Source organism: Martinezella sp. CNPSo 3795 (genome assembly GCF_057784475.1).
Map to the genome: position 1 here is coordinate 70,195 of NZ_JBXSOQ010000001.1, position 17,917 is coordinate 88,111.

Sequence of the window (17,917 nt, forward strand, 5' to 3'; positions counted from 1 at the left end):
GATGGCCGCCACAGTTTCTCACCGTTCGCGCTTCTACAGCTTCGAATTCATATTCGGTGTATTGCTCACGGCTGTCATTTGCCTTGCCGTGCTGCTCTCTGACGTGCTTTTTCCAGGCGGCGCGGAAAAGATCGATCTGATGGCAAGGCTTGCAAGGCCCTTCGCCAGCCTCGCCCATCCTTTTGGCACTGATCCCCTCGGCCGCGATGTGCTAGCCCGCGTTGTCGCAGGCGGCAAGATATCGCTGACCGTCGGCCTGACTTCGGTCCTTGGCGGCGTTGTGCTTGGCGTGCTTGTGGGGCTTGCCGCAGGCTACTATCGTGGCATCTGGGATATGCTGCTGATGCGCTTTGCCGACGTCCAGCTTGCCATGCCCTTCATCCTGCTGGCGATCACCTTCATCGCCATTGTCGGCGGCAGTCTCACCAACACGATCATCCTGCTGATCGTATCGCAATGGGTGCAATATGCGCGCCTCGTGCGCGGTTCCGTGCTCAGCCTACGCGAGCGGGAATTCATCCTCTCGGCACGCGCGATCGGCGTCAAAGACTGGCGCATCATCTTCCAGCACCTGCTGCCGAACCTCATCGGACCGGTGATCGTATTGATGACGCTGAACATCGCCACCAACATTCTCCTGGAAAGCAGCCTGACCTTCCTCGGACTGGGCGTCGACCCGACAATTCCGAGCTGGGGCGGCATGCTGGCCGATGGCCGCACCTATCTGCAGACGGCGTGGTGGGTGAGCCTTTTCCCGGGCGTCGCAATCCTTTTGACCGTGCTCGGTCTCAATCTCCTCGGCGATTGGCTGCGCGACAGCCTCGACCCAACAGGCAGAACGACAAGGTAGATATCATGACCGTGATTTTCGAGAGACGTTTTGAGCGCACGCTATCGCGCCTTGTTGCCGATGCGAAGCCTGGCCAGAACTTCGAGGCATGGACTTTCGATGATCGTCAGAGCCGCCAGCAGGCTGAGCGTACGCTCGCGGAAAAAGGTATAAACGCTCGCATTCGCAGCGCCTACAAGCCGCTGATCAATGCCTTCATCGAGGAAATCGACCTGCATGATGTGAATGCGATCGAGATCCGCTACCCGGTTCATCCCAACGCACCTGACAATCGCTTCCGCCTAGAAGCCTATCCGCTCGCGGCAATGGTGGGAAATCGCAAGATCACCTTTACCGCGCGAGCCGACAGCGACTTTCATTACGACGTTCTGCTGAAAGGCAATGCCGGCCAAGAACGGCAATTGAAGGTGCTGACGCCCAATCGCGTCCATATCGATGCCGCCGGCGAAACGAGCGTTTCTCTGACCGGCTGGCTAGTGCGGGATGGCAATGCGACGGGCAACCGGCTCGCCACCGATTATGAACAACTCTTTGAGGAGAGCATTGCCGCGGTCACACACTTCGACTGGGGCACAAGCGAACCCTATTTCGAGGAACTGAACATTCGCGTTGCCCTGCCGGCGCTGGACGAGGCCTTGCCCGTCGGCGACGAAGTCATGAGCCTTCGCGAGGCGCTGCATGAAGACTTCTATTTCTCGCTGCTCGAATTCTTCCAGAAGAAATCCGGCCGCCCCCTCGGCGACCGTGGCTTGAAGCCGGGGCAGATCGTTCCGCAGATCCTGCAGTCCTCTGGCGAGATTTCCGTCCAAGTGGAAACGCAACCACTGACGTCTCGCTATTGGGATGGCCCGGAACAGCAGATCGAGATGGCAACGGAACCACTTGCTGTGCAGCAGATCGAGGCCGAGCTTGACAAGATCGGAGGCGAAGCATTCGAGGCCGTTACTCGCTCTGGCCGCACAGTTCGAGCGCGCTACATCAAGGGCAGCGACGCGGCCGTGATGATCAGCGGCGGGCAGCACGCCAACGAGACGACTGGCGGCGCGGGCGCGCTGCGGGCAGCGCGGCGGCTGGCAGGGGTCGAAGGCGCGCATTTCACCATCTCGCCGCTGGAAAATCCGGATGGCTACGCCCTTCATCAGCGTCTGCGCCAAGACAGCCCGCGCCACATGTATCATGCTGCCCGCTACACCGCGCTTGGCGACGATCTCGAATATCGGACCGAAGAGACTGCCGGCCCCTATCTCTTTGAAAAGAAAATCCGCTTCCAGGCGGAAAGGCTGAGCGGCGCGCGGCTGCACGTCAACCTGCATGGCTATCCGGCGCATGAATGGACGCGGCCGCTCTCCGGTTATGTCCCGCGCAACTTCGCCATGTGGACGCTGCCGAAGGGCTTTTTCCTGATTACCCGTTATCATTCCGGCTGGGCGGCTCAGGCAGAGCACCTTCTGGACAAGGTCACCAGGCACCTCGGCGCCATCCCGGCGCTGCTGGATTATAACAACCGCCAGATCGCACTCTATGAAATCCATGCCGGCGAAACCGGCTTCCGCATCATCAACGGCTTCCCGTGCCTTGCCAATATCGACGACCGCCACACGGTGCCCATGACCTTGATCACTGAATATCCGGACGAGACCATTTACGGCGACGCATTCATCGCGGGCCACACCGCGCAGATGGAAACCGTGCTTTCGGCCTATCGCGCCTGGCAGGAGATCATGGCTTCGAGTTAATCGGATGGGCTGATCGCAGCATGTCGAGAAGCGCGGTCATCGCACTGGACGTATAGGCGTCCTTCCGGCGCACGAAGAGCGTATCCACCAGCGACCGCTCCGGCGGGAGCTCGTGAATTGCAACCCTACCCTCCCGGACAGCGGCAGCGACGACGCCTTTCGGAAGGAGAGTGATGCCGACGCCGGCCGACACACAGCTGACGATCGTATCGAGAGAGCCGAACTCCAGCGGCTTCGAGGTGACGATCCCCATATCGGCAAGAAGCGACTCCAGCCGCTGCCGATAAGAACATCCGATCTGGAAGACGATGGTCTTGAGATCGACAATGCCGGCCAAATCTTCCATTCCGCGAATGGCGGGCGATGTCACGAGGACGAGCTCTTCCTTAAAGACCACCTCCTGCTCGAGATCGGGATGGCTGACGGGACCCGCGACAAAGGCACCCTCGACCCGACATGAAACGACATCGTCGATCAGTCGGCGGGTCGTACCGGTCGCGACGACGAGGCGCACCTGTGGATAGGTCTTGGCGAATTGGCCGAGGAGCGGCGACAATCGCAGCGCCGTGGTCGTCTCCAGGCTGCCGAGGGAAAGCGTCCCGCCCGGCTCACCATCATCCCTAGCGGCAGTACGGGCATCGGCCAGAAGCTTGGTGATGCGCCCGACAAATGGCAGAATTCGTTGCCCCGCCGGCGTGGTCGACACGCCCCTGGCATGCCGCTGGAACAAGCTGACGCCCAGCTCTTCTTCCAATGCCCGGATCCGCGCTGTCACATTCGATTGAACGGTATGCAGCTCCTGTGCTGCCCGGTTCATGCTGCCGTGCCGCGATACTGCTTCGAATACCCTAAGATCGGATAGGTCCATCTTCCTCTTATCTCCAATAGAGATAACTGCTCTCATAATAATTCATTTTTTATGATATAACGCGCGGCGTATTCTCTCAAGCACAGATAGTTGAGAGAGTTCCCATGACCGAAACCACCACGCACGAAACCGACAGGAACCATCATGATGCTCATATGGCATGGCGTGCCATCCTGTCGGCATTCTGCGCTTGCCTGATCGGCATCGGTCTTGCCCGTTTCGCCTATACGCCGCTCCTGCCCGCCATCGTCGATAACAATTGGTTCGAAGCCTCGGCGGCCGCCTATCTGGGTGCCGCAAATCTTTCCGGCTATCTGGTCGGCGCATTGCTCGGGCGGACGGTCGCCGCCCGTGCCTCCACGGTCCTGACGCTCAGGATCATGATGCTTGCCGCAACGACAGCCTTCTTCGCCTGCGCCTTTCCTGTCAACTTTCCATGGTTCTTTGTGTGGCGTTTTGCAGCCGGCCTTGCCGGCGGCGCCCTGATGGTTCTGGCAGCGCCGACCGTCCTGCCGCTGATCGCACCGTCTCGCCGAGGGCTTGCCAGCGGTATAATCTTCATGGGCATCGGCGCTGGCATCGCACTATCGGGCACATTGGTGCCCCTGCTGCTGCGACAGGGCTTGCGTGAGACATGGCTCGGCCTCGGCGCCTTATCGCTGCTGCTTACGATCATCGCCTGGACCGGATGGCCGCGCGAAATCGCCGGCCACACCGCCGCGAGCCATCATGCCACGCATGTCCCGAAACGCTGGACGCTGCGCGCGCTCTACATCGAATATGCTTTGAATGCCGCCGGCTGGGTTCCGCATATGATCTTCCTCGTGGATTTCGTTGCCCGCGGCTTGGGAGAGGGCTTGCAGGTCGGCGCGGAATACTGGGTGCTGTTTGGCCTCGGCGCGACCATCGGCCCCATCCTCGCCGGCCATTTGGCCGATCGCACGGGTTTTGCCGCAGCGCTGCGGTTTGCCTTCCTTCTCGAGGCCGTCGCAGTCGCCATTCCCACCTTTGGTCTCGGGCAGGCTTGGCTCATCGCGTCAAGCCTGATCGTCGGCGCCTTCGTAACCGGTACGGTTCCCCTGATGCTCGGGAGGATCGCGGAATTGCTGCCGCACCATCCGGCGCAGCAGAAGGTCGCATGGAGCCTGGCAACCGTATTCTTTGCCCTGTTTCAGGCGGCCGCGGCTTATGGACTTTCCTTCATCTTCGCCCGAACCGGCGGAAACTACAGGGTCCTCTTCTTGATCGGAGCCGGCGCAATGGTTCTCGCTTTGGCGATCGACCTCACCATTGCGGTGTTGGTCCGCGCTCCTCAGGAGAATGCCCAAGGTCCCGACGCCTAACAATAGGAGAACATGGCATGACAAAGCTTTTGACTGAAATTACCGGCAGCGAAAACATGATGGGGAATGGTGGTGCACTCGATGCGCTCATCGGCTTTTATCGCGCCTTCAACGCCGGTGACCTGGAAGCACTGGCCGCCAACTGGGCCGATGGCGGCAAGCCAAGCATGGACAATCCGATCGGCGGCATCCGGCGTGGATGGCCGTCGATCCGTGAAGGCTATGCAAAGCTGTTTGGTGGAAAGGCGAAAGTCCAAGTCGCATTCCATGATTTTACCAGCCAGGGCGGTGATGACTGGCATCTGTTCGTTGGCCGGGAGCGGGGAAGTTGCGTCACCGCCGACAGGAATATCGAGCTTCGCATCCGCACGACACGCTGGTTCACCCGGATCGACGGCGTCTGGCGTCAGCTCCACCATCACGGCTCCATTGAGGAACCTGCCCTGCTTGCTGCCTATCAGGAAATCATCTTCGGTGAGCCATTGGAGCGACCGGCGTAGATATTGGCACGAGATTTTGGCCCTCTGCGCGCTACCTTGCCCACATGGCGCCAAAGTTTCACGCGAGTTGGGATTCATGAGGCATTTTCTGCTGCTGTTCGCCAGCCTGTCCATTCTCTGCCTGGGGTCTTTTGCACCGCCGGCACAGGCCGAGGGATTCGTTCGCGCCGATCATCATTGGATCGTCGACGGCAAGGGCAATCCCCTCATCCTGCGCGGTCTCGGCCTCGGCGGCTGGATGGTGCAGGAAGGCTATATGATGGGGCTTTCCAATCTGAAGGCGCAGCACATCATTCGCCGCCGCATTTCCGAAGTCATCGGCGAGAAAAGGACCGAGCAATTCTATCGATCTTGGCGCGAGAATGCGGTAACGAAAGCCGATATCGACGCGATGGCCAAATGGGGCTTCAACAGCGTACGCCTGCCGATGCACTGGAACCTGTTCATCGAGGACAAGCACGGCAAGAACACCTCCAAGAACATTGTCTGGAACGAGGAGGGCTTTCGGCGGATCGACCTTTTGATCCGCTGGCTGAAAGCCAATGACATGTACCTGATCCTCGACCTGCATGCGGCACCTGGCGGCCAGGGTCACGACATCGCCATTTCCGATCGCAATCCGAATAAGCCGTCGCTCTGGGATAGCGACGAAAACCAGGCAATGATGATCGCGCTGTGGAGCGAGATCGCCCGTCGCTACAGGGACGAGCCGACGATCGCGGGCTATGATCTGCTCAACGAGCCGAACTGGGGTTTTCAGGACAAGAAAGACAAGGGCGGCTGCCGCGAGACCGAAAACCGGCCGCTGCGTGACATCTATCAGCGCACCATCCGCGCCATCCGCGCGATCGACACCAACCATATGCTTATCATCGAGGGCAATTGCTGGGGCAATAACTATGCCGGCATATTGCCGATCGACGATCGCAATACGGCGCTCAGCTTCCACAAATACTGGACACCGACGACGCAGGAATCGATCGAACCCTTCCTGAAACTGCGCGAACAATATGACATGCCGCTCTGGAACGGCGAATCCGGCGAAAACAACAATGAGTGGTACGCGCGCGCCGTCGCATTGCAGGAAAAGAACGGCATCGGCTGGTCATGGTGGCCATTGAAGAAAATAGGCGCCGGCAATCCGCTGGAGATCGAGACGAATGCAAACTATCGCCGCCTGACCGCCTATCTCCGCGGCAAGGGCAAGAAACCTTCCGCCAAGAGCGCCTTTGCCGGCTTGATGCAGCTTGCGACCGACAGCCGCTATGACAGGAATATCCATCATCAAGCCGTGCTCGACGCCTTGATGGGACCTTCGCGCAAATCAGGCATTGCCAAGTAGGATCACGGTCGATCCATTGGCGCGAGATGCCCCATATCTCCCGGAATCCAGCTATCCCATTGCATGCCTGATGGTCTTCGAGAGACGCAGGAGAAACGGAGGCCGGGATGAGGCCACAAGCTTCCACAAGAGGATGGTCTTTGCCATATCCCGAGGCAGGACACCGATCGAAAGAAACCATCCGGCCAGCATCAGGCGACGCTTTCGCGACGCATTCATCTTGAGACTGGCAACCGCGCCGGCCACGGCAAGAGAGAGCCTGGAATCATTCGCAACAGGATGTTGGTCCCTGTCGATGCAAAGCGATGCCAGACGCTCCTCCAGATGGACGGGATCGCGCAGGCCGGCATCATCGGGCATGTCCAATCCGATCTCCGTTGCCTGATCCGACAGGGCCTCCAACCGGCGGAAATCATGCGCTATGCGCCAGCGTGCGCGCTGACCGAGCTTTTCGGCAAAGACGGAATGATTGGCGCCATGTATGCGATAGGCGCCGAGGCAATCTTCGATGGAGGTCACTTCGCCATGGAGCGGCGCAACCGTGGCAAGATATCCATCGGCGCCCTGGCGAAACTCCGGTTCCGGGACCGGCATGACCTTGTCCAGCACCGAACGCTTGAACGCAAGACCGCTGGTGACCGTCGTCTGATAGCGGCCTTTCCGCAGTAACTCCGGAGTGACATCGCCGGAATCGAAGGGCAGTTCTACCGGCGGAAATACATCCTTTACATGCATCTGTTCATCAACGATATGCAGCCTGAACTGCACCTGGGCTGTCTTCTCTTCAAAGGCTTCAACAACCTCTGATACAGCATTCGGATAGAGATAATCATCCGCATCGAGAAACAGCACGATCTCGCCGTGGCTGGATGCGAAGCCGGTGTTGAATGCTGCAGCATGTCCACCGTTCACCTCACGCAGACATGTCTTTATTCGAGAGCCATAGGAGGCGATGACGTCAACCGTCGCATCCGTCGATGCATCATCGACTACAATGACCTCGGCATCGTCGTAATCCTGATCCAACGCGCTGTCGATACTGCGCCTCAGAAAATGCGCGTAGTTGTAGTTCGCAATGACGATGGAGACGGGAGTGCGGTCTTGGATGGAATACATCGCATTGAACCTCGCAGATCTGCTTTGGTCGCGGCGAACCTTCTCATTCAGGTCCTAATGAATGACGTCGATACTGGCCGGGATAGATCCTGACGCATAAGTGGTATTACGTGATATCCTATGCAGCCGATGCTTGGATCCTGTTGATCCGTCTTGCCTTTCCGAGCCTCACCAGTTTTATGGCTTTTGAATGACCGGCCGGCACGATGTGAATGCCGGCCACGCTATTCATTCGATAGATTCTTACTTCACTTGATAACGTCGAGCTGCGGTAGAGCGCGAAAGATTAGGCTTCAAGGCCTGCCGTGCATCTTCATAAGCCTTCTGCAAATCGACGTCTTCGAGAGCAGGGATCGTCGCAAGCTCGCCCCGATCAAAGCCAACCAGCGCTGCATCGACCATATCCTCGGTCGACATGACGATCTCCGATGGCAGATGTTCGACGGGGACACCGGCGACCGCCCAGAATTCCGTTGCAGTCGCGCCGGGCAGAACTGCCTGTACGCGAATATTCTTATCCGCCAGCTCATGCTTGAGGGACTGGCTGAAGGCAAGGACGAAGGCTTTCGTGCCGCCATAAACGCCATTCAGCAATTCCGGTGCGATTGCGACGATCGACGCAATATTGATGAGGGAGCCGCCACCACGCTGAACAAAGCCTGGCACCGCTGCATAGGTCAGCCGCATGAGCGCCGTGACATTCAGATCGATCATCTGCTGCATCTTGTCGACATCGGCCTCCAGCAAAGGTGCCGCCCCGCCAAAGCCGGCATTATTGACGAGAAGCGTAATCGCTTCATCCGTCTTCAGCACATGCTCGATACGCCGCAGCCCATTCGCCGAGCCGAGATCTGCGGCGATCACTTCGACCTTGCATCCCGTCTCTGTACGCAGCCGATCCGCAATCGCCGAAAGCCGGTCTTCATTGCGCGCCACCAGAATAAGGTCGTAGCCCCGGTGGGCGAGCCGGTGCGCATAGACGGCGCCAATGCCCGAAGAAGCGCCCGTTACCAATGCCTTGCCCGATGAATTTGTCATTGTTTCCATTCCTTGTCCTGCGGCGTCACTATTCCGCTGCAATAACAATACGCGCGGATGCCGATGACCTAAATGTCATATTCACCACGTTTTCAGACATTTCAGAACGGTAAATAATGGCTCGAATCGTAGAAAATTGATGCCGTTCGCGACCGATAAATGCTATAAGCACCTTTTCCAGCCGTGAGCTTTGCCATGCATTCCATCGGATTTCTCGTCTTCCCCGGCTTTCAGGTCATGGGATTTACCGCAGTGACCGCCTTCGAGGTTGCAAATCTGGCGAGCGAGAGGGAGCTCTATCGTGTAACGCTGCTATCGGAAACAGGAGGGCCTGTACGCTCATCGGCGGGGTTCTGTGTCGAAACGGAGGCATTTGGCGACGCTGCCTTTGATTCTCTTTTCATAGGCGCGGCGACGGAAGTTTCATCGACATCTCCGGCGATCCTCGACTATATCCGTCGGGCAGCAAAATCCGCCCGGCGCGTCGCGGCTCCATGCACCGGCGCCTTTGCTCTGGCTGAAGCCGGCCTGCTCGATGGTCGCCGCGCAACGACACATTGGGTCTTTGCGCGAGAGCTGCGGGATCGCTTCCCCGCGCTGAAGGTCGATGAAGACAAAATCTTCATCATCGATGGGTCCATCTGGACATCGGCGGGCATGACCGCCACCATCGACCTCGCCCTTGCGATGATCGAGAAGGATCACGGCGAGGAGCTGGCACGAGCAGTGGCCCGAAAGCTCGTCGTCTATCACCGCCGCGCCGGCGGGCAATCGCAATTTTCCACGCTTCTCGAGCTGGAGCCGAAGTCCGACCGTGTTCAACGCGCGCTCGACTTTGCCGGACGAAATCTGCGCAAAATCGTATCGGTCGAGGAGCTGGCAGAGGCGGCAAGCCTCAGCCCGCGCCAGTTCAACCGCGTCTTCCGCAGCGAGACCGGCCAATCCCCCGCCAAGGCGATCGAGAACATGCGGGTGGAGGCTGCGAGATTGATGATCGAAGACGGCCGCCATTCGATGGACGAAATCGCCACCGAAGTCGGCTTTGCCGATCGCGAGCGCATGCGTCGCGCATTCCTGCGCGTGCTGGGCCAGCCGCCGCAGACGATCCGCCGCAACGTACGCGCTTTCGGGTAGATGTAGCCGGCGAAGAACGAAGTCGCGGCCGCCATCAAGGCCCATAGCGAGAAGAGGTGAGATCGACCGAAAGGGGCGGCTTGTACCCGCTCCTTTCGGATTGCTGCACGGCATGGAATGAACCTTCTCCGAGCGGAGCGTCATTGCCCACTCGCCACGATCGCTCAGTTCAAGGAGAAGTCCTGCTCAACACATTTGGCCGTAGCGATCTTATGCCGCTGCCTCGAAGCATTCACTACAACGATTGCTGCATGGTCTGTCGGCCACATCACCGACCATCGGCAGGTTGATCCGATGCGCTAGGAGCTCCAATCAATATGTCAGCACCAATAGCCGCATAGTCCCTCATTGAGCGCGCGTCTCTCTTCCGGTTCAGTTTAACTCCTGGGGCCGGCAATGTCGAAGATACATCCGCCATGATGCTTGTTCGATGGCGCAACTACACACCCTCGATGACATCAGCATATCTCAGGCAAGAAAAAGCCCGCATGAAGCGGGCTTCTTAGTCTTATTCTGCTGCGCCTGCAGCTTTCGTCTTGCGCGTGCGCTTCGGCTTTGCTGCCTCTGCAGCAGCCGGTGCGGGAGCGGCAACCGAAGCGGCCTTTGTCCGGGTAGCTTTGGGTGCCGCAGCTTTTGGTGCTGCCTTGGTAGCAGCAGGCTTGGCGGCGGCCGACTTTACCGTTGCCGCGGGCTTGGCAGCCTTCGCCTTCGTCTTCGAAGCCGTTGCCTTGCCTCCAGTCTTTGCCGCGTTCAGGAGTGCGACGCGACGTTGGCGGTTCTGCTCGAGAGCCTGCTGGAAGCCGACATCATTCTCCGCATGAAAGGCCAGATCATCGAGAAACTCAGCCACGTCCTTGACCGTGTCGACAACGACGTAGCTCAATCCACGACCGGCATTGATGGAGTCGCGGCCGACCGTCACGCCAAAGCCACCGGGGACACGCTGGAACCAAGTAGAGCGCCACTTCTTGAAGCCTGCAGCGTCTCGCTCGTACTCCTCCAGATATGCCTTCTGTTCCGCTACTCGAGCACGAAATGTATCGACAACATTGCGTGCGCCAGCCTTCGGCTTATCAGCCTTTTTTGAAGTCCATTTCTCAAGAAAGTTTGCCATTGATCCGATCTCTTCAGGTTAGCGTTCTTTGTCAAGCCGCCGTTGCTTAGGAAGCGATGACGAAGCTCCTCCGCATGGATGCCCGCATATATGTAAAGGATAGATGTATAATGGCAACATAATACGTCATTATTGTCGACAATCTGGCCTTTGCAGCCGCCTTTGGAGAGCAAAGACGCTCAATTTTCGCAAATTTTCCGACCCGATTGGCCATTTCCGGACATGATCTGAAAACTTCGGCAAGGCGTGCTGCGGTGCATCCTTGCTTGGAAATGCTCTATGGCGATGCACAAACCTTGCGGGCGTGTCGAGGGGTAGTTGATGCCGTCTCTGGCTCTTGCCGCCACTTTGTTGTCCGGCAAACTCCTATGCATTCGCCTCTACGAGACCGAGGCCCGAGATAGCAACCTCTGCGCTCGGTCCGTATGCACCTCGGGATCACTCCATGATCCTGTGAGTTTTTCCTCTCTACACTGCCTTCGTCAGCTCGCCATACGGATCCAGCACGAACTTCGTTGCAGCACCTCGATTGAAATTCTCATATCCTTGTGCAGCATCTTCGAGCGAAATGATCCTGGAGTTGACAATATCTGCAATCGGCAGCCTGTCCTGCAGGATCGCCTGCTTGAGCTGGCGATTGTATTTCAACACCGGCGTCTGTCCCGTATGAAAGGATAGTACCTTTGCCTTGCCGAGACCGAAGCGCAGAGACAGGCTGCCCTGTTTCGCGGCACTGTCTACGGCACCGGGATCTTTCGTTACATACAGTCGGGGAATACCGATCGAACCGGCGGCTCCTGTCGTCTCCATCATTTGATTGAGCATGATCACCGGCTGCTCGCCGCTGAATGACCAGGCACCTCGGAGCCGACTGCATCGATCGCACTATCCACCTTATGGGTGCCGATGACTTCAGCGATCATATCGCCCAGACGATCGCTCCTGGAAAGATCGATGGTTCGAAGCCAACCTTGCATGTGCAGGGCGATCCTTGTCGAGCCTGACCGACGCTGTCCGCGCCGGTCAGGTCCGGAAATTATCAGACCGCCCGCTTCAACGCATCGCCAAGCATGGAGACGATCGTTTCGATCTCTGCGCGCTCGATGATGAGTGGCGGAGAAAGAGCGATAATATCGCCGGTTACGCGGATCAACAGGCCCTTCTGGAAGCAATCGACGAAGACGTCGTAGGCCCGCGTGCCCGGGGCGCCATCACGCGGCGCGAGTTCTACAGCGCCGACTAGGCCGAGATTGCGGATATCGACTACATGCGGCAGGCTCTTCAGTGAATGCAGCGCATTCTGCCAGTCCTCGGCCAGTTCGGCTGCACGCGTCAGCAGACCTTCCTCCTCGTAGATTTCCATGGTCGCAAGCCCCGCGGCGCAGGCGACCGGATGGCCGGAATAGGTATAGCCGTGGAAGAGCTCGATCTGGTTTTCCGGGCCGGTCATCAGGCCATCATAGATCTTGCGGCTGGCAAAAACGGCGCCCATCGGTATCGTGCCGTTGGTGATGCCTTTTGCCGTCGTGACAAGATCGGGAACAACGCCGAAATATTCGGTTGCAAACGGGGTGCCCAAGCGGCCGAAGCCGGTGATCACTTCATCGAAAATCAGCAGGATGCCATATTTGTCGGCGATGGCGCGCAGCCGCTCCAGATAGCCCTTCGGCGGCAGAACGACGCCGGCAGAACCGGACATCGGCTCGACGATGACGGCGGCGATCGTTTCAGCCCCGTGCAACGCGACCAGCCGTTCGAGGTCTTCCGCAAGCTCGATGCCATGGGCCGGCAGGCCCTTGCTGAAGGCATTGCGCTCGATATCGAGAGTGTGACGCATGTGATCGGCAGGGATCTGCGGGAAGACGCGGCGGTTGTTGACGAGGCCGCCGACGGAAATTCCACCGAAGCCGACGCCGTGATAGCCCTTTTCGCGGCCGATGATGCGGGTGCGCGTGCCCTGGCCGATAGCGCGCTGATAAGCGATGGCGATCTTCAGCGCGGTGTCGACCGACTCGGATCCGGAGCCTGTGAAGAAGACGCGGTCGAGCCCGGCCTCCGGACCGCCCGGCGCATGCGCAGCGAGCTTTGCCGCAAAGTCGAAGGCGATCGGGTGGCCCATCTGGAAGGTCGGCGCATAGTCCATGGTGGAGAGCTGGCGCTCGACCGCCTGTGCGATCTTCCTGCGGCCATGGCCGGCATTGACGCACCAGAGGCCTGCCGTCCCATCAAGCACCTTCTTGCCGTCGACATCGGTGTAATACATGCCGTCGGCGGCTGCGAGCAGACGCGGAGCCGCCTTGAACTGCCGGTTTGCCGTGAACGGCATCCAGAAATTTTCGAGAACAGGGGTGTTGGAATGCGTGATCTTGTCCATGGTCGCCTCCATTGCATTATCCCTGACATCAGCGATTTTCCTGTTTCGAACAAGACCTTTTCTTGCTGAATTTAACCCATTGATTTTGCTTATATCACATGAGATGTTTTCGATATTTCGAACATCTGAAACCCGAGACCGTCATGTCCGTCGATATCGGCAATCGCCTGCGTCATCTGCGCCTTGCGCACAATCTTTCTCAACGCGAACTCGCCAAGCGCGCGGGCGTTACCAATTCGACGGTCTCGCTGATCGAATCCAATTCGGCTAATCCATCCGTCGGTGCGCTGAAACGCATCCTCGACGGCATCCCGATCGGCCTTGCCGAATTCTTCGCCTTCGAACCGGAAGCACCGAAAAAGGCTTTCTACGCGGCTGAGGAGTTGGTCGAAATCGGCAAAGGCCCGATTTCCTATCGGCAGATCGGCGAAAACCTCTTCGGCCGCAGCCTTCAGATCTTGAAGGAGTGCTATCAGCCGGGCGCCGATACCGGCAAGGTACCACTGGTGCACGAGGGAGAGGAAGGCGGCATCGTGCTCACCGGCCGCCTGGAGGTGACGGTGGATGACGAACGCCGCATTCTCGGCCCAGGCGATGCCTACTACTTCGAAAGTCGCCGCCCGCATCGCTTCCGCTGTGTCGGGCCATATCCCTGTGAAGTCATCAGCGCCTGCACGCCGCCCAGCTTCTAGTGGACGGGTAGGCCGGATGGCCTGCGCTTACCATCGGCATCGATCACGACGTCGGCTACGAACGCCCGCACCCTGTTCTTGTCCGCAGTACCGATCGTCCTGATGAGATTGGCGATGTCCAGGCGATCTGGATGGAGGAAGACAACATCGGCAGCCGAGGCCACGGATGGGTTCTCGCCATGACGATACGCTGTCGCGACCACGGGCTGTCCCTGCGGCGGGCGCGGCGTGATCGAAGGACCGAGAACTTGAAAGCCACTGCCCTTGAAATTGATGTAATGCAGCTTCGAGCCATCCAGAAAGCGCTGACTTTCCTTATCTCGAATGACCGCTCCATCTTCCCAGCTGTCCCATAACCCCCGCACGACATCGACGACATCAAGCGCGTCCTGACGCAAGGCGGCGCTTCCCGCTGCAGGAAAGCCATTGAGGGCGCCAATAGCTTGCCGGGCATGCACGGCCCTCGATCCATCATAATGCTGAACCAGAAAACCCGCCCTGCCCTCGCTTACGAAATCCAGCGTCGCGATGGCGGTCGAGACATGAAACGGCTCGAGGAAATTGACCGCTGCGCCGGGGATGATTCTGATATTGCTGCTGCTCGCGGCAAGCCAGTTTGCAAGCAGCACGGCATCCAGCCCGTCGCCGTCAAGACGGGCAAAGCCGTCTTCCAGCGTCACAAAATCGACCACCGTGTCGAAACGCGCAACAAGCGCCCGCCAGAATTTCTTCTGAGCGTCGCGCGAATTGCGGTTTGCGCGGCAACATCTAATCCGATGCCGACCCTGAGACCATTTGGATGCGTCATGTGAAGTCCTGTTTCGCGATATTGTGGAACTCGAAGGCAGATCCGATTTCTTGTCAGGATCTGCCGATAGCCATCGGAGACGCCATGCCCGTCACGCAGCGGAGGTTTCGTGAGCCGCCAGGCGGGCGATAATCTGCTGCTCCTGCCCGGCCTTGAGCGCAGTCACGCGCGCCGTAGCCTCCTCAAAGGAGGCGGCAGGCGGATAGATCGGTGTCAGACCGGGTGCTCCCGCCTTTTTACCGATATGCTTTTCGAACGGCAGGGAGCGATAGAGGCTCGGGTCGACGGTCGGGTCGAAAAGAGGGCGATAACCGAGCGACAGATAGAAGGCCACGGCCTCCGGTTGGCGAAAGCCGGTGCTAAGGTAGGCCCTGTTATAGCCGAGTTGCCCGGCACTCTCCTCGAGCGCGATCATGATGCGGCGTGCCAGTCCCTGACGCCGGAGATCCGGATGCGCCCATATCCGCTTGAACTCAGCGGTTTCGTCGTCGTGGCTCATAAAGGCGCCGCCGGCAATGGTCTGACCGTCGCGCTGCAGCAGGAGAAAATCGCCAAGCGGCGGGGCGAACAGCGCACTCGGATAACGCATGATTTCCGCTCGCGCGCCGCCCGGGCGGCTGACGGCGCCATATCTGCTATCATACTCGCTGGCAAGACCATCGATCAGCGGTTCCGCCGCCGGGTCCAGCAATGACGACCGGACTATGATATCGTTCATGCATATGCCTCCAAACAATGTTCTGAAGGCTGCCCGGGATCGATCGTGAGGATCGCCGATCTTGCCGACCACTCTGCAAACTCCGCTCAGCGCTTCGCAGGCAGAGCATGCATGATCGATGGTGCGCTTCGCACGGCACGATCTTTCATTGTGCGGTCGATGATTGAAACATCGTTGCCCGATTCTTTTGTCTATTAAAATTATAGATTATATTGTCAAATTTATGCAACCAAAGAGCCGCACAAGCGCACCAGCTCACCGCCCTGTTTCGCGGCATACAAGAGAACATCGGGAGATCGAGCCACAGACGCCTGGATATTCGCGACCCGTTTATTCGCACCAAACCTAGTCAGCAGAAGATTGCTCCGCACCTCGAAAATGAAGTAACCGATGAAGAATAGCGATGCCCAGGAACGTAGGCATATTCGCTCTGAATGAAATGAGTTAGTGGCTCTCGCGCGGAACCTTGGCGCCGCGTCCGCCGACCAGGAAATCTAGGTCGGCGCCGGTATTGGCCTGCATGACCGTTCGAACGTAAAGGCCTTGGTATCCTGAGGTCATTTCCGGCACCGGTTCCTTCCAGGCCACGCGCCGCCGTGCAAGCTCATGGTCCGGAACGTCGAGAACCAATGTGCGGGCCTCGACGTCGAGTGCGATGAAATCCCCTTGCTCGACGAGTGCCAGCGGACCGCCGGCGGCGGCTTCCGGCGATACATGCAGCACCACGGTTCCGTAGGCCGTGCCGCTCATGCGGCCATCGGAAACGCGCACCATGTCGCGTACGCCTTTCTCCAGCAGTTTGCTTGGCAAAGCCATGTTGCCGACCTCGGCCATGCCGGGATAGCCGCGCGGACCGGCCCCCTTCAGCACGAGAACGGAATTCTCATCGACATCGAGGTTCGGATCGTCGATCCTGGCATGGAAATCCTCGATAGTCTCGAAGACGACGGCGCGGCCGCGATGACGCATCAGATGCGGCGATGCGGCCGATGGTTTGAGCACCGCCCCATCAGGCGCAAGATTGCCCTTGAGGACGGCAATTCCCCCGCTGTCGACGAGCGGATTTGACCGGCTGCGGATGACGTCCGGATTGCGGTTGACGACATCGGCAATATTATCTCCGACGCTCCCCCCCGATACGGTGAGTGCATCGAGATGGAGGAGGTCGGAAATTTCCTTCATCACGGCGGGAATGCCGCCGGCATAACAGAAATCCTCCATGAGGTATTTGCCCGACGGCATGAGGTCGACGATCGTCGGCACGTCGCGCCCGAGCCTGTCCCAATCCTCCAGTGACAGGTCGACGCCGATACGCCCGGCGATGGCGAGCAGATGAACGACGGCATTGGTCGATCCGCCGATCGCGCCATTGATCTTGATGGCATTCTCGAACGCCTGCCTCGTGAGAACCTTCGAAAGCCGCATATCTTCCTTGACCATCGCGACGGCGCGGCGCCCGGTCATCCGGGCAAGCCGCGCCCGTCGGGCATCGACGGCAGGCCATGCCGCATTGGTCGGCAGGGCAACGCCGAGGGCTTCGACCATCGACGCCATGGTCGAGGCCGTTCCCATTGTCATGCAGTGGCCGGGCGAGCGTGACATGGCACTTTCCGCATCCATGAACTCCTGCCGGCTCATGGTGCCTGCCCTCACTTCCTCGGAGAATTTCCAGACGTCCGTGCCGGAGCCGATCGGCTTGCCGCGAAAATTACCATTCAACATCGGCCCGCCTGAAATGACGATCGTCGGCAGATCGCAGCTTGCCGCACCCATCAGCAGCGATGGTGTGGTCTTGTCGCAGCCGGCCATCAGGATGACGCCGTCCATGGGATTGCCGCGGATCGCCTCTTCGACATCCATGGAAGCGAGATTCCTGAAGAGCATCGCAGTCGGCCGCAGATTGGACTCGCCGCAGGAGAAGACCGGAAATTCAAGCGGCAATCCGCCGGCTTCCAGGACGCCGGCCTTGATATGCGTGACCAGTTCGCGGAAATGCGCGTTGCAGGGCGTAAATTCCGAAAACGTATTGCAGATGCCGATGACGGGGCGGCCGTCGAACACATCATCGGGCAGGCCACCATTCTTCATCCACGAGCGATGGATGAAGCCATCCTTGTCCACTCCGCTGAACCACGCCTGCGACCGCCGCTTTGGATCCTTGGTCATGATTGCCTCTTTTGTATTATAATTTATTTTTTTGTTATACAAATAAGCCATAGCGGTCAAGCGCGGTAGCGCTTGTGACCACAGGCTGAAGACGCTAGACATGTCTCGATTTTTGGGA

General features: G+C 58.8%; 15 protein-coding genes and 1 pseudogene. 7 read left to right on the top strand and 9 right to left on the bottom strand.

The window, feature by feature from the left end; genetic code table 11:
• Position 1: 1 nt before the first annotated feature.
• Positions 2 to 850, top strand: coding sequence for an ABC transporter permease (locus AC13QY_RS00360; RefSeq protein WP_113329314.1), 849 nt, complete (start codon positions 2 to 4; stop codon positions 848 to 850).
• A 5-nt stretch (positions 851 to 855) separates the two neighbouring features.
• On the top strand, positions 856 to 2,586 hold the full coding sequence (locus tag AC13QY_RS00365) for a M14 family metallopeptidase (RefSeq protein WP_488492664.1): 1,731 nt from the start codon (positions 856 to 858) through the stop codon (positions 2,584 to 2,586).
• Here the strand turns inward: AC13QY_RS00365 and AC13QY_RS00370 are convergent.
• Positions 2,570 to 3,454: a LysR family transcriptional regulator gene (locus tag AC13QY_RS00370; RefSeq protein ID WP_113329316.1), complete on the bottom strand. Its 885-nt coding sequence runs from the start codon at positions 3,452 to 3,454 to the stop codon at positions 2,570 to 2,572. The two genes, AC13QY_RS00365 and AC13QY_RS00370, sit on opposite strands and share 17 nt — an antisense overlap.
• Before the next feature lie 104 nt (positions 3,455 to 3,558).
• Between AC13QY_RS00370 and AC13QY_RS00375 the strand changes: the two genes are divergently transcribed.
• From AC13QY_RS00375 to AC13QY_RS00385, 3 genes are all read left to right on the top strand, one after another.
• Positions 3,559 to 4,797: a YbfB/YjiJ family MFS transporter gene (locus tag AC13QY_RS00375; protein ID WP_488492665.1), complete on the top strand. Its 1,239-nt coding sequence runs from the start codon at positions 3,559 to 3,561 to the stop codon at positions 4,795 to 4,797.
• Positions 4,798 to 4,814: 17 nt separating this feature from the next.
• Positions 4,815 to 5,297 (top strand): YybH family protein, encoded by a 483-nt coding sequence (locus AC13QY_RS00380; protein WP_113350873.1) that lies wholly within the window; start codon positions 4,815 to 4,817, stop codon positions 5,295 to 5,297.
• A gap of 76 nt (positions 5,298 to 5,373) precedes the next feature.
• Complete coding sequence (locus AC13QY_RS00385) at positions 5,374 to 6,639, top strand: glycoside hydrolase family 5 protein (RefSeq protein WP_113350872.1); 1,266 nt, start codon at positions 5,374 to 5,376, stop codon at positions 6,637 to 6,639.
• A 51-nt stretch (positions 6,640 to 6,690) separates the two neighbouring features.
• On the opposite strand, the gene AC13QY_RS00390 is transcribed toward AC13QY_RS00385, so the two are convergent.
• The gene (locus AC13QY_RS00390; RefSeq protein WP_488492666.1) at positions 6,691 to 7,755 is read right to left on the bottom strand and encodes a glycosyltransferase; all 1,065 of its coding nucleotides are present in this window, start codon (positions 7,753 to 7,755) and stop codon (positions 6,691 to 6,693) included.
• A gap of 243 nt (positions 7,756 to 7,998) precedes the next feature.
• Positions 7,999 to 8,793 carry an SDR family NAD(P)-dependent oxidoreductase gene (locus AC13QY_RS00395; RefSeq protein ID WP_113389504.1) on the bottom strand — a complete coding sequence of 265 codons (795 nt, stop codon included), beginning with the start codon at positions 8,791 to 8,793 and terminating at the stop codon, positions 7,999 to 8,001.
• Between the two features lie 195 nt (positions 8,794 to 8,988).
• On the opposite strand from AC13QY_RS00395, the gene AC13QY_RS00400 reads away from it, so the two are divergent.
• Positions 8,989 to 9,927 (top strand): GlxA family transcriptional regulator, encoded by a 939-nt coding sequence (locus AC13QY_RS00400; RefSeq protein ID WP_113329321.1) that lies wholly within the window; start codon positions 8,989 to 8,991, stop codon positions 9,925 to 9,927.
• Between the two features lie 508 nt (positions 9,928 to 10,435).
• On the opposite strand, the gene AC13QY_RS00405 is transcribed toward AC13QY_RS00400, so the two are convergent.
• From AC13QY_RS00405 to aptA, 3 genes and pseudogenes are all read right to left on the bottom strand, one after another.
• Positions 10,436 to 11,041: a hypothetical protein gene (locus AC13QY_RS00405; protein WP_113329322.1), complete on the bottom strand. Its 606-nt coding sequence runs from the start codon at positions 11,039 to 11,041 to the stop codon at positions 10,436 to 10,438.
• 468 nt (positions 11,042 to 11,509) lie between these two features.
• Positions 11,510 to 12,014, bottom strand: a pseudogene (locus tag AC13QY_RS00410) (MDR/zinc-dependent alcohol dehydrogenase-like family protein); the annotation flags it as partial.
• Between the two features lie 66 nt (positions 12,015 to 12,080).
• Complete coding sequence (gene aptA, locus AC13QY_RS00415; protein WP_113351070.1) at positions 12,081 to 13,415, bottom strand: omega-aminotransferase AptA; 1,335 nt, start codon at positions 13,413 to 13,415, stop codon at positions 12,081 to 12,083.
• A 143-nt stretch (positions 13,416 to 13,558) separates the two neighbouring features.
• Here aptA and AC13QY_RS00420 point away from each other — a divergent pair, with 143 nt between their 5' ends.
• Positions 13,559 to 14,107: a cupin domain-containing protein gene (locus tag AC13QY_RS00420; RefSeq protein WP_069610031.1), complete on the top strand. Its 549-nt coding sequence runs from the start codon at positions 13,559 to 13,561 to the stop codon at positions 14,105 to 14,107.
• Here AC13QY_RS00420 and AC13QY_RS00425 read toward each other — a convergent pair.
• From AC13QY_RS00425 to AC13QY_RS00435, 3 genes are all read right to left on the bottom strand, one after another.
• Positions 14,104 to 14,787 carry an LLM class flavin-dependent oxidoreductase gene (locus AC13QY_RS00425; protein ID WP_162748764.1) on the bottom strand — a complete coding sequence of 228 codons (684 nt, stop codon included), beginning with the start codon at positions 14,785 to 14,787 and terminating at the stop codon, positions 14,104 to 14,106. The two genes, AC13QY_RS00420 and AC13QY_RS00425, sit on opposite strands and share 4 nt — an antisense overlap.
• A 219-nt stretch (positions 14,788 to 15,006) precedes the next feature.
• Positions 15,007 to 15,633 (bottom strand): GNAT family N-acetyltransferase, encoded by a 627-nt coding sequence (locus AC13QY_RS00430; protein WP_113350869.1) that lies wholly within the window; start codon positions 15,631 to 15,633, stop codon positions 15,007 to 15,009.
• A 444-nt stretch (positions 15,634 to 16,077) separates the two neighbouring features.
• Positions 16,078 to 17,799, bottom strand: a complete 1,722-nt coding sequence (locus AC13QY_RS00435; protein ID WP_113389503.1) for an IlvD/Edd family dehydratase — start codon at positions 17,797 to 17,799, stop codon at positions 16,078 to 16,080.
• Positions 17,800 to 17,917 lie beyond the last annotated feature (118 nt).